This is a genomic window from Sphingomonas sp. PvP056, from assembly GCF_040549155.1.
GTDB lineage: Bacteria > Pseudomonadota > Alphaproteobacteria > Sphingomonadales > Sphingomonadaceae > Sphingomonas.
In genome coordinates this window covers 135843-147926 of sequence record NZ_JBEPST010000001.1, presented here as the reverse complement: position 1 = coordinate 147926, position 12084 = coordinate 135843, and the positions used below count along the sequence as shown (strand labels likewise).

13 protein-coding genes are annotated in these 12084 nt (G+C 65.7%); 6 read left to right on the top strand and 7 right to left on the bottom strand.

Features of this window, described 5'->3' with window-relative positions; all coding sequences use genetic code 11:
• Positions 1 to 19: 19 nt before the first annotated feature.
• The 4 genes from ABIC17_RS00785 to ABIC17_RS00770 all read right to left on the bottom strand — a co-directional run bounded on the left by ABIC17_RS00785 (position 20) and on the right by ABIC17_RS00770 (position 2759).
• Positions 20 to 199, bottom strand: a complete 180-nt coding sequence (locus tag ABIC17_RS00785) for a hypothetical protein (protein ID WP_354278763.1) — start codon at positions 197 to 199, stop codon at positions 20 to 22.
• A 17-nt stretch (positions 200 to 216) separates the two neighbouring features.
• Positions 217 to 1803, bottom strand: a complete 1587-nt coding sequence (locus ABIC17_RS00780) for a GMC family oxidoreductase (RefSeq protein WP_354278762.1) — start codon at positions 1801 to 1803, stop codon at positions 217 to 219.
• Between the two features lie 106 nt (positions 1804 to 1909).
• Positions 1910 to 2305, bottom strand: coding sequence for a hypothetical protein (locus ABIC17_RS00775; RefSeq protein ID WP_354278761.1), 396 nt, complete (start codon positions 2303 to 2305; stop codon positions 1910 to 1912).
• A gap of 19 nt (positions 2306 to 2324) precedes the next feature.
• Positions 2325 to 2759: a protein tyrosine phosphatase family protein gene (locus ABIC17_RS00770; RefSeq protein WP_354278760.1), complete on the bottom strand. Its 435-nt coding sequence runs from the start codon at positions 2757 to 2759 to the stop codon at positions 2325 to 2327.
• A 162-nt stretch (positions 2760 to 2921) separates the two neighbouring features.
• Between ABIC17_RS00770 and ABIC17_RS00765 the strand changes: the two genes are divergently transcribed.
• From ABIC17_RS00765 to ABIC17_RS00750, 4 genes are all read left to right on the top strand, one after another.
• Positions 2922 to 3161: a hypothetical protein gene (locus ABIC17_RS00765; RefSeq protein ID WP_354278759.1), complete on the top strand. Its 240-nt coding sequence runs from the start codon at positions 2922 to 2924 to the stop codon at positions 3159 to 3161.
• 82 nt (positions 3162 to 3243) lie between these two features.
• Positions 3244 to 4338 (top strand): mechanosensitive ion channel family protein, encoded by a 1095-nt coding sequence (locus ABIC17_RS00760; protein ID WP_354279404.1) that lies wholly within the window; start codon positions 3244 to 3246, stop codon positions 4336 to 4338.
• A gap of 102 nt (positions 4339 to 4440) precedes the next feature.
• On the top strand, positions 4441 to 5892 hold the full coding sequence (locus ABIC17_RS00755; protein ID WP_354278758.1) for an ATP-binding protein: 1452 nt from the start codon (positions 4441 to 4443) through the stop codon (positions 5890 to 5892).
• An 84-nt stretch (positions 5893 to 5976) separates the two neighbouring features.
• On the top strand, positions 5977 to 6714 hold the full coding sequence (locus ABIC17_RS00750; protein ID WP_354278757.1) for a hypothetical protein: 738 nt from the start codon (positions 5977 to 5979) through the stop codon (positions 6712 to 6714).
• A 35-nt stretch (positions 6715 to 6749) separates the two neighbouring features.
• Here the strand turns inward: ABIC17_RS00750 and ABIC17_RS00745 are convergent, their stop codons facing one another.
• From ABIC17_RS00745 to ABIC17_RS00735, 3 genes are read right to left on the bottom strand one after another with little or no spacing between them, the layout of a single operon-like run.
• Positions 6750 to 7172 (bottom strand): acyl-CoA thioesterase, encoded by a 423-nt coding sequence (locus ABIC17_RS00745; protein ID WP_354278756.1) that lies wholly within the window; start codon positions 7170 to 7172, stop codon positions 6750 to 6752.
• Complete coding sequence (locus ABIC17_RS00740; protein WP_354278755.1) at positions 7172 to 7945, bottom strand: sulfite exporter TauE/SafE family protein; 774 nt, start codon at positions 7943 to 7945, stop codon at positions 7172 to 7174. Before ABIC17_RS00740 ends, ABIC17_RS00745 begins: the two co-directional genes overlap by 1 nt.
• Positions 7946 to 7955: 10 nt before the next feature.
• Positions 7956 to 9164 (bottom strand): LL-diaminopimelate aminotransferase, encoded by a 1209-nt coding sequence (locus tag ABIC17_RS00735; protein ID WP_354278754.1) that lies wholly within the window; start codon positions 9162 to 9164, stop codon positions 7956 to 7958.
• Positions 9165 to 9354: 190 nt separating this feature from the next.
• Between ABIC17_RS00735 and ABIC17_RS00730 the strand changes: the two genes are divergently transcribed.
• Complete coding sequence (locus ABIC17_RS00730) at positions 9355 to 11106, top strand: PHA/PHB synthase family protein (RefSeq protein WP_354278753.1); 1752 nt, start codon at positions 9355 to 9357, stop codon at positions 11104 to 11106.
• A gap of 136 nt (positions 11107 to 11242) precedes the next feature.
• Positions 11243 to 12070 carry a phasin family protein gene (locus ABIC17_RS00725; protein WP_354278752.1) on the top strand — a complete coding sequence of 276 codons (828 nt, stop codon included), beginning with the start codon at positions 11243 to 11245 and terminating at the stop codon, positions 12068 to 12070.
• Positions 12071 to 12084 lie beyond the last annotated feature (14 nt).

The window sequence follows — 12084 nt, the reverse complement described above, 5'->3', positions numbered from 1 at the left end:
AGGACCACTTCCCTCAAGCTCAAGCGCGATCCTCGCGGCCTTCGTCCAAATCGTCTTCGCTGCCCGATGGCCCGGCCCCCTTTTCCGTCCGCGCCGCGCGAAAGCGCCGCGCCGCTAGCACAGCGCCGAGTGCAAAGCCGCCGGGGACGAGGAGCACCACTGCCGCCGTCCCGATCCTGGTCCAGTCCTTACGATCCATGGCCAGGGCCTAGGCGCTTACCTGAGGTCGGTCGTTACGAAATCGGCACAGCGTTCCCCGATCATGATCGACGGTGCATTGGTATTGCCCGAGACGAGCTTGGGCATCACCGACGCATCCGCGACGTACAGCCCCTCCACCCCGCGCACGCGCAGTCGCGGATCGCAAACGGCGTCCGCATCCGACCCCATCCGCGCCGTCCCGACCGGGTGATACACCGTGTCCGCACGCGAGCGGATCAGATCCTCAAGCGCCGCATCGTCGGACAGGTCGACCGGGTGGCGGTCGCGGCCCATATGATCGGTCAGCGGGGGCTGTTCGAGGATGCGGTACATTGCGCGGACACCGGCCTTCATCACCGCCATGTCGCGCGGATCGGTCAGGAAGGCGGGGTCGATCGCAGGCGCATCGTGCGGGTCGGTCGACGCCAGCCGCACCGTTCCGTGGCTTTCCGGGCGGAGCACGCAGACGTGGCACGAATAGCCATGCCCTTTCACCTTGGTCCGGCCATGATCCTCCAGCGCAGCCACCACGAAATGCAGCTGGACGTCGGGCGCGGGCGCATCGGGCATGACCTTGAGGAACGCGCCCGCCTCGGCGAACGGGGTCGTCATCATCCCCTGCCGCTTGCGCAGCCACTGGACCATCCCGCCCGCCATCGCGAGCGTGCCTTTCAGCGAACTGCCGACGAACTGCGTCCCCGGCGTCTCGAACGAGGCGACATAGTCAATGTGATCCTGCAGGTTCGCGCCGACCGCCGCCCGGTCGACCCGCACCGCAATGCCGTGGTCGCGCAGATGGTCGGCAGGGCCGATTCCCGACAGTTGTAGCAACTGCGCGGTGCCGAACACCCCGCCCGCAAGAATCACCGCGCGCCGCGCGCGGATCTGGCGCATCGCGCCGTCCTGCTGATAGGCGACTCCGCTTGCCCGCGTACCGTCGAACAGCACGCGCTCGACCGTGACCCCCGTCATTACCGCCAGGTTGGCGAGGCGCGGCCCATCGCCGAGATACGCGCGCGCAGAAGTCCAGCGCTCGCCGTTCTTTTGAGTCACCTGATACAGCCCGATCCCCTCCTGCCGCGCACCGTTGAAATCGTCATTGTGCGGGATCTGCAGGCTTTCCCCCGCCGCGACGAAATCGCGGCTGCCGGGATTGGCGTGATGCTGTTCGCTGACCCACAACGGCCCTTCGCCGCCGTGGAAGGCATCGCCGCCGCGCATGTTGCGTTCGCTGCGCTTGAACCACGGCAGCACGTCGTCATACGCCCAGCCCGGGCACCCCATCGCCGCCCAATTGTCGTAATCCCAGCGATTACCGCGGATGTAGATCATCGCGTTGATCGCGCTCGACCCGCCGAGTCCCTTGCCGCGCGGCTGGTGGCCGCGACGACCGTTGAGCCCGGCTTGCGGGACGGTTTCGTAATTCCAGTTGGTCTTGGGGGTCTGGAACGCGAGCATCGCGGGCATCCGCGTGCGAAGCCCGGTATTCCGCCCCCCCGCCTCCAGCAGCACGACCGAGAACTTGCCGCCCTCGCTCAACCGCCCCGCGGCGGCGGCACCGCCCGATCCTCCCCCGATGACGACGATGTCGGCTTCTTCCACAGGCTGTCCTCTCGCGCTCCGCGGCCGTGGCTATGCTGCCGACGTGCCTTGAGGGGAGAACTTGGCACGAACCCCGGGTGCCTGCCAGAGGCTCCGTGTCGCGGTATCAGTGAAAGGTCAGCGAGGATTCGAGTGACCGGACCTCGTCCGCGGTCACGCCGAACAGCAGCACGCCGCCGAACATCTGCTCGCCCGTCTCGACCCGCACGCCCTCGACATCCTGGCTCAGCGCAACCGGGGGGAGCAACCGCCGCGCGACGACCTTGGCGCCCCGCCGCTTGAGCATCGCGACCGCGCCGCTGCCTGCGACAAGCGCGGCATTGCCGTCGGTGCCGACAACCGCCCCGTGCGCGACGAAGCCTGCGAGCAGATTCTCCGCCATCTCGCGCGCTTGCGCGGCATCGCTGATCCGGCTTTCCGCCAGCCGCAGCCAGCGCGCCACCAGCGCAAGGCCGATCAGACCGGCAAGACCATAGCCGATCACCTCCCAGCTCAGCGGCATCGGCGCGCGCCGGTCGGCGTCACTGCGGTGTCGACAACGCGTCGAGCAACGGGCGCAGGCCGGTCAGGTCGTACCCGGCAGCCGCCGCCTTTGCCATGACGGCATCGGGATGCGCCCCCGCCTTGACCGCGGCGAGTGCCCACAGGTTGCACGAGCGTGTGCCCGAGCGGCAATAGGCAAGCACCGACCCCTTGGCCTTGTCCAGCACCGCCGCCATCGCATCGATCTGCGGGTGCGAAAAGCCGGCCTGCGTCACGGGGATCGCGGTGTAGGTCATGCCCGCGGCGGCGGCAGCGGCGGCGATCTCGTCGCCGTCCGGCTGGCCGAAATCCTCGCCGTCGGGGCGATTGTTGATGATATCGGTAAAGCCCGCCGCAGCGAGCTCGGCGATCGCATCGGGAGCGATCTGCGGGGCGACGGCAATGCTGGTGTCGATGGTGCGAAGCGTGGTCATGGGCGCCCTTATACCGTGCGGTCGCGACGGCGAAAGGCTTGGTGCCGACACGGTCGGTCGTTCTTCGGCCTTCGATCAAGAACATTGATTTAAATCAATATCGCTTGCGTGGGTATATGATCACGGTCAAGGCCTCCCGCCTTGAACAACAAGGGGATCGTCATGAAGAAGTTGCTGCAAGTTCTGGTGGTGGTTGCGGTCGCGATCGTCGTGATGTTCGGCAGTCGCTGGTACATGTATGTCGCTTATGCCGATACGCCGTACAGTGAAGTCGGCATTGCGCTGAACGGTTATGCTCCAGCGCCGCTGCGTCAATGGGGCTGCGCCAAGCTGCACGCGCGTTTCCCGGGACAAATGCCGCCGCTCGGCTGCGGTGCTGCGGACGGGCGCAACTGGATCTGACGCAAGGGATCGGAACGCCCGATCGCGTTGATCCGTTAGAGCAGCGCTGCGGCAGCGCAGCATTACCTCAGTCAGCGGAGATATTGTGATCGGCGACCTTGGATTGTCGCATCTGTGGGAGCAGCGGCTTGCCGCTGCGCTGACCTTCGCGATTGCGATTGTGATCGCGCTGGTGTCCTACCGCGTCGCGATGCTGGCGCTCCGCCGGTTCACCGAACGGACCCCGACCCGTGCCGACAATGTCGTGGTCGAGCGGATCGCCGCGCCGTTGCGCTGGATCTTCGTCGCGGTCGCGCTGAGCATGGCGGGACGCGCGATCGACCTGCCGAAATATCAGGCGGCGTTCGCGCAGCAGATCGCCGGGTTCGTCATTCCTGCGCTGGTCGGCTGGATGGTGATCGCGATGATCCGCGCGGTCAACGACATCGTCGACTTGCGCTACGACGTCAGCGTCGCGGACAATCTCAAGGCGCGCCGCAAGCGCACGCGCTACGCGATCCTGACGCGGATCGCGGTAATCTGCGTCGTCTTCATCACGCTGTGCATGATGTTGCTCAGTATTCCCGCGATCCGTTCGGTCGGCGTCACGCTGATGGCGTCGGCGGGGCTTGCCGGTCTGGCGGTCGGCGCCGCGGCGCAGCCTGCGCTAAAGAACCTGATCGCGGGGTTCCAGCTTGCCTTCACCGAGCCGATCCGGCTCGACGACGTCGTCATCATCGAGGGCGAGTGGGGGCGGATCGAGGAAATACGGCTGACCTATGTCGTCGTACGAATCTGGGACGAGCGGCGTCTGGTCGTGCCGGTCAGCAAGTTCCTTGAGGACAGTTTCCAGAATTGGACGCGGTCGAACGCGCAATTGCTGGGATCGGTGTTCTTCTATGTCGATCCGTCCGCAGACGTCGCGCGGCTGCGCGAACGCGCCGGGCTGATCGTTCAGGATAATCCGCGCTGGGACAAGCGCTTCTGGAACCTGCAGGTGACCGACACGACGGTCGACGCGCTGCAACTGCGCGTGCTCGCAACCGCGCAGGATGCATCGATCGCATTCGACCTGCGATGCGACATTCGCGAGGGACTGATGCGGTACATCGCGACCGAAATGCCCGAGGCGATCGTGCGGCGGCGCGTCCAGGCGGACGGGTTCGGGCACACCGCCGTTACGGACAGCCAGCCGTAGCGGACGGGCGCAGCCGGTTTGTAGAGGGAGCGGCGCGATTCATCCGTCGCAAACGCGTCACCACGCTTGCTCATGCCCCCCGGCATCGGCCATTGGACCTGCATGACATTTCAAGTCGACATGGGGCTCGACACGGGCGGGCGGCCGGTGCCGATCGATCTCGAGGAATTGCTGGCAACGCGACTGCTGGTCCAGGGCAATTCCGGCTCGGGAAAGTCGCATCTGCTGCGCCGCCTGCTCGAACGCAGCGCGGGCCAGGTCCAGCAGATCATCATCGATCCCGAGGGCGATTTCGTCACGCTCGCCGACGTCTACGGGCATATCGCGATTTCGGCGGCGGACTATTCGGTCGGCGAGATCGCGCGCTTCGGCACGCGGATTCGCGAACATCGCTCGTCGGTCGTGCTAGATCTCGAAGGGCTCGAGATGGAAGGGCAGATGCGCTGCGCCGCCGCCTTCCTGTCCGCGCTATTCGACGCGCCGCGCGAGCACTGGTTTCCCGCGCTCGTCGTGGTCGACGAAGCGCAGGTGTTCGCGCCGTCGATGGGCGCGGAAGTGAGCGAGGAAGTCCGCCGTGCGTCGCTCGGCGCGATGACCAATTTGATGTGTCGCGGGCGCAAGCGTGGGCTCGCCGGGATCATCGCGACCCAGCGGCTGGCGAAGCTCGCCAAGAACGTTGCGGCTGAGGCCTCCAACTTCCTAATGGGGCGCACCTTCCTCGACATCGACATGGCGCGTGCGGCCGATCTGCTTGGGATGGAGCGCCGCCAGGCCGAACAGATCCGTGACCTCCCGCGCGGCACCTTCCTCGCACTCGGGCCGGCGGTCAGCCGCCGTCCGGTGTCGATCAAGGTCGGCTCGGTCGAAACCGGGTCGCGCGGTGGCGGGCCGGTGCTGACGCCCTTGCCCGACGCACCGACCGGCGAGATGAAGCAGCAGCTGTTACTCGGACTCGAGGAACCGATGCCGATGCCCGCGGCCCCGCCGCGCCCTGCGCCTGCCGCCAAGGTGATCGACCGGATCGAGGCGGACTCGACTCCCGATCCCGTCCCCGAGGTGCCGCGCCATAGCAAGGAGGAACTCGCCGCGGTGGTCCGCGACGTGCTGTCCGCGATCGTCGAGGACCCGGATTCGACCGCGCGACCCGCGGCGATCCTCTACCAGGACTTCCAGGTCCGCTGCCGGATGGTCGGCGTCTCGCCCGCCCCGCTCGATCCATCCGGCTTTGCACGCCGCTTGGCAGCCGCACGCGCCGGAATCCTCGACGGTCTCGACAGCGACTGGGCCGAGGCGATCGCGACCGCGCACGAACTGCCCGACGAAATGCTCGGCGCGTTCCTGCTCGTCGCAAAGGCGGCGCGCGAGGGCCAGCCGTGCCCGAGCGACGCCGAGATCGCGCAGACCTATGGCACCAGCTCGCTCGGCCGCGCACGGCGCGTGCTTACCTATATCGAGGGGCGCAACCTGTTCGTCACGCGGATCGACCTCGCGGGCAAGCGATCGGTGACGATCCCGACCCTCGGCTGGACGACTCAACCTGCCGATGCGGGATGAATTCGTCGTCATGCGGAATCATGGGCCTTTGAATCGCCCTGATTATCGTGCAGCGCGCGAGCAAGCGCTCTGGGCACCGACTTGATGGCATCCTCGACTTACCGTTCTTCCAATGATCGCGGCCGCGCGCGCGGGATCATCCTTGCGCTGGTCGTCGAGGGACTGGTTGCCTTGTTGCTGCTGCAACTCGGCACCGGCGTGTTCACGCCCCCCAAGCGGGACCAATCACTCAAGACCTTCGAGGTCCCGCCCGATGCCCCCGCGGTCGGCCCCAAGCCAACGCAGCGCACCCGCAAGCCGACCAAGCAGCGCGAGGCCGCCAGCACGACCTCGCCCGCGCCCCCGCCCCCGGTCGCGCCGCCGCCAGTCGTCACACCCACGCGGCCACAATTTATCGAGCTGAGCCGCGACGAATTCGCCGCGTCCGACATCGGCAAGATCCCGTCTAGCAAGGGATCGGGCGATTCCGAGGGGACCGGGAAAGACAGCGTCGCGGCTTATGGTCCCGGGCAGGGGCCGGGCGGTGCCGCGCTGTACAATGCTGAATGGTATCGCGAGCCGACCCGCGCCGAACTGGCGACGTATCTGCCGCCGGGCGTTCAGAGCGGATACGGGCTAATCGCGTGCAAGACGATCGAGGATTATCACGTCGAGAATTGCCGCTCGCTCGGCGAATCCCCGCCGGGATCGGGGCTGTCGCGCGCGCTCAGGCTGGCAGCGTGGCAGTTCCGCGTGCGCCCGCCACGGATCGGGGGGAAGCCGATGATCGGCGCATGGGTGCGGATTCGGTTCGATCTGACGGTGGGCGTGAAGGACAACTGACATTTTGTGTTCCTGCGTAGGCAGGAGAACGGCTTCTACCGCGGGATCCGTTCCAGAAACCCGCGCACGTCGTCCGCGATCGCGACCGCCTTGCCCGTCGGCAGATGGACGTTGACCACCGTCATCGCGATCACCGTATGCAGGTCGCCCGTCTCGGCGTGGCACAGCTCGAACCGCTGCGTCAGGCTCGATCCGCCGATCCGGTCGATCCGCACGAACGCCTCGATCGTATCGCCCCAGACGAACGGCTTGAGATAGTCAATCGCGCTATGCCGTACGTGGAATTCGGTCTCGTGCCAGGCAGCGCCCAGCGCCTCGCCGATCCCGGTCCATTCCCAGAATTCGGTCACCGCGACGTCGGCATATTCGAGATAGCGCGAGTTGAAGACGACCTTCTGCCCGTCGATCTCGGCATAGCGCACGCGGAATCGCGTCGAAAAGGCGAACCCGTCGCGCATCAAAACAGCAACTTGATGCCGACGAGCGCCAGCACCACCGCGAGGATCGGGCTCAGCACGCGGTCCGAGACGCGCGTCGCGATCAGGCTGCCGACGATGATCCCGGGAATCGACCCGATCAGCAATGACACTAGCAACGATCCGTCGACCGACCCCAGAATCCAGTGCCCGATCCCGCCGAGCAGCGTCAGCGGCACCGCATGCGCGATGTCGGAGCCGACCAGCCGGTTGATCGGCAATGTCGGGTAGAGGATCAGCAGTGCGGTCATCCCGAGCGCACCCGCGCCGACCGAGGTCAGCGACACCAGCACGCCCAGCACCGCGCCGAGCAGGATCGTCATCCGCGCCTGCCGCCGCGGATTCACCGCGCCCAGCCGCTGCGACAGCGCCGCGACGATCCGCTTGCGCAGCAGCGTGGCGATCCCCGACAGCAGCAGCGTGATGCCCAACGCGACCGAGATAACGTGCCCGGTATTGGCGGACCGCTCGCCTTCGTAATGGAGGATGACGAGCGTCAGCAGCGCGGCGGGGACGCTCCCCGCGGCGAGCCGCCCGACGACGCTCCAGTCGACCGTCCCACGCCAGCCGTGGACGGTCGTGCCCACCGTCTTGGTGGCGGAGGCATAGAGCAAGTCGGTTCCGACCGCGGTGGCGGGGTGGAAACCGAAGGCGAGCACCAGCAGCGGCGTCATCAGCGAGCCGCCACCGACCCCGGTCAAGCCGACGACGAGGCCGACGAGAACGCCGGCCATCGAGTACAGGGGATTGATCATTCGGCTGGGGTCAACCGGCCTTGGCGCTTGGCGTGTTGACGCCCATCGACTGGAGATACTTCCTCACGTTGCGCGCGGCCTGCCGCAACCGCTGTTCGTTCTCGACCATCGCGATCCGCACAAAGCCTTCTCCGTTCTCGCCATAGCCAACCCCTGGCGCAACCGCGACGTTGGCGCTTGTCAGCAATTGTTTGGAGAACTCAAGGCTACCTAGGTGCGCGAGCGCTGGCGGGAGCGGGGCCCAGGCGAACATCGACGCGCGCGGGGCGGGAATGTCCCATCCGGCGCGGCCGAAGCTCTCGACCATCACGTCGCGGCGCTTGTGGTACAGCTGGCGGTTCGCCTCGACGATATCCTGCGGCCCGTTGAGCGCCGCACACGCCGCCGCCTGGATCGGGGTGAACGCGCCGTAATCGAGATAGGATTTGACCCGCGTCATCGCCGCGATCAGCTTGGCGTTGCCGACCGCGAATCCGATCCGCCAGCCCGCCATCGAATAGGTCTTGCTGAGCGAAGTGAATTCGACCGCAATGTCCTTGGCGCCCGGCACCTGCAGGATCGAAGGCGTCGGATTGCCGTCGTAATAGAGCTCAGAATAGGCAAGGTCGGACACGATCCAGACCTGGTTCTCTTTCGCCCACGCCACCAGCCGTTCGTAAAAGGCGAGGTCGACCGCTTCCGCAGTCGGGTTGGACGGATAGTTGACCACCAGCACCGACGGACGGGGCACGGTGAACGCCATCGCGCGCTCGAGCGATTCGAAATAGGCTTCATCGGGCGTGGTCGGCACCGCGCGGATCGTAGCCCCCGCGATGATGAAGCCGAAGGTGTGGATCGGATAGGACGGATTGGGCGCGAGCACGACGTCGCCCGGCGCGGTGATTGCCGTCGCGAGGCTGGCGAGCCCCTCTTTCGACCCCATCGTCACGACGACTTCGGTCTCGGGATCGAGATCCACCCCGAAGCGACGCCCGTAATAATTGGCCTGCGCACGACGAAGGCCCGGAATCCCCTTGGACTGCGAATAGCCATGCGCGTCGGGCTTGCGCACCACCTCGATCAGTTTCTCGATCACATGCGGCGGCGGCGGCAGATCGGGGTTGCCCATACCAAGATCGATGATGTCTTCCCCGCCCGCTCGCGCGGCCGCGCGCATCGCGTTGACTTCGGCGATGACATACGGTGGCAGGCGTTTGATGCGGTAGAAATCGTCGGACATTGCGCGAAACCCGGCTTGAGGAGACCGATCCTTACGCCAAAGCCGCGCGCTTCGTCACCCCGGGTTTGTTTGCGTGCAAAAGCAGCGTCCTTTTGACGCGTTGCGGCCAAGCGGTTGATTGCGGACGTGATCCGGAATGACGGGATCGACGCGACGCGATAGAAGGCGAGGAAACGGGATCGAGGATGTCATGGCCGAATCGGAAACCACCACGCCGGGCGGCTCCGCCCAGCCAAGCCTCGCCGACATGCAGCACTGGACCTGGGTACTCGGACGCGCCCAACAGATGCTGCTCGAACAGGGCATCGCTACGATGACCGCAAGCAACGTGATGTTCCCGGCGATCCCTGGCCTGACCGATCCCGCGACGGTCGCGCGAACGCAGGATTTCTGGACGCAGAGCCTGACCTTGTGGCAGCGGATGCTCGATCCGACGACCCCGCCAGCGCCGCGTGCCGAGGCGCCCGATCGCGCGCGTGACAAGCGTTTCAAGGATTCGCGCTGGCACGACGACCCGGTGTTCGATTTCATCCGCCAGAGCTATTTCCTCGTGTCCGACACGATGCTCGCGCAGATCGAGGCGCTGGACGGCGTCGACGACAAGCAGCGCGAGCAGATGCGCTTCACTGCGCGCGGCTTCCTCGATGCGATGAGCCCGACCAATTTCCCCGCCACCAACCCCGAGGTGATCGAGAAGACGATCGAGACGCGCGGCGAGAATTTGCTCAAGGGCTTGCAGAACATGCTCGCCGATCTTGGCAAGGGGCAATTGACGCATACCGATCAGAGCGCGTTCGAACTCGGGCGCAACATCGCGATGACGCCCGGCAAGGTCGTCCATCGCACCGAATTGTACGAGCTGATCCAGTACAGCCCCACCACCGAGAACGTGCTGGCCACCCCGCTGGTGATCTTCCCGCCGTGGATCAACCGCTTCTACATCCTCGACCTGAGCCCCGAGAAGAGCTTCATCCGCTGGGCGGTCGAACAAGGCATCACCGTGTTCATGGTATCGTGGCGCTCCGCGGATGCGACGATGAAGCATGTCGTGTGGGACGACTATATCGGTGCGCAGATCGACGCGATCGATACGATCCGCGGCGCGCTCGACGTGCCCGCCGTCCATACGATCGGCTATTGCGTCGCGGGTACGACACTGGCGGCAACGCTAGCGATCCTCGCGGCGCGGGACGAAGCGGACAAGGTCGCCAGCGCTACCTTCTTCACCGCACAGGTCGATTTCGAGAAGGCGGGCGAATTGCTCCATTTCGTCGCCGACGACCAACTCGCGCTGATTCGTTCACTGACGCCGGACGGGTTCCTCGACGGGCGGTATATGGCGGCGGTGTTCAACCAGCTCCGCGGGCGGGACCTGATCTGGAACTACGTCACCAACAACTATCTGCTCGGCAAGGATTATGCGCCGTTCGACCTGCTCCACTGGAACGGCGACACGACCAACCTGCCCGCGGCCTGGCACATCGCCTATCTGACCGACCTGTACCGCGACAATCGTCTCGCCAAGCCCGGCGAAATGTCCGCGCTCGGGACGCCGATCGACCTGTCGCGAGTCGCCACCCCCGCCTACATCCAGGCCGGGCGTGAGGATCATATCGCTCCGGCGGAAAGCGTCTGGGCGATGATGGGGCATTTCGTCGGCCCCAAACGCTTCGTGCTGGCGGGGTCGGGGCATATCGCGGGCGTGGTCAATCCGCCGTCGGCAAAGAAGTACCAATATTGGCTCAATCCTGCACCCGTGGAGCGGTTCGAGGACTTTGTCGCGGGAGCAACCGAGACCAAGGGAAGCTGGTGGCCGGACTGGAACGACTGGCTGCGTACGCAGGGGCAGGATCATGTCCCGGCAACGGGTCCGCGCGTTCCGGGCGAAGGGCCGCTGGCACCGCTGGACGACGCTCCGGGAATCTACGTAAAGGCCCGATAACGGGGAAATAGCCCCGCATTCCCAAGGACTTGCGTAAATCAAATTGTGCATGTTGCAGTGCAGCAAAGATATTGTGTCCGAGCGAATCTTACGATATATTGCAGCGCAGCAAATGTGTCGTAGGAGAACGCTGGTCATGGCGAGCAAAGGCCCAAAATCGATCGCTCCCAAGCGGACCGCCAAGCCGTTGGCCACTGGTCCCAAGGCTGCAGCTGAGACCCCGCCCGTGCCGTTCGTCGCACAGCCCGCCCCGGCCAAGCCGGTTGCCAAGGCTGCCGCCGGCCGACCGATCGCCAAGCCACTGCCTGTCGCGGTGCCCGCGCCTGCCCCGGTGACACCCGATGTGGTGGCAACGCCCCCTGCGGCGGTCGTTCCGAGCGAACCGGCCGCTCCTGCGGAGCCAGTCCTGGCCAGCCCCGAACCGACCGATCCCGAACCCACGATCTCGACCCAGACCGAATCACCCCCCGCCATCGCGCCTGCGACGGCCATCACGCAGAAGGACCTCAGCACCATGGACGCAACGATCAACACCGCCGCAGACACCGCGCAGACCCAGGCGAAGACGATGTTCGCCGATGCGAACGATCGCGCGAAGACCGCGATGGAGAAGGGCTCGAAGATGATTGCAGAGCTGAGCGAGTTCTCGAAGGGCAACCTCGAGGCAGTCGTCGAGTCGAGCAAGATCGCGGCCAAGGGTGCCGAGGATATCGCGCGCTACACCAGCGACTATGTTCGCAATTCGGTCGAGAAGGCGAGCACCACCGCCAGCCAGTTCGCATCGATCAAGTCGCCGACCGATTTCTTCAAGCTCCACAGCGAGATGACCAAGCAGGCGATGGATTCGATGATGGCGGAAACCGCCAAGTTCACCGAGGGCTACGTCAAGCTGCTCGGCGAAATCGCGCAGCCGATCTCGAACCGCGTCGCGGTTGCGGTCGAAAAGGTGAAGGTCGCCGCATAAGCGATTTCCCCGTT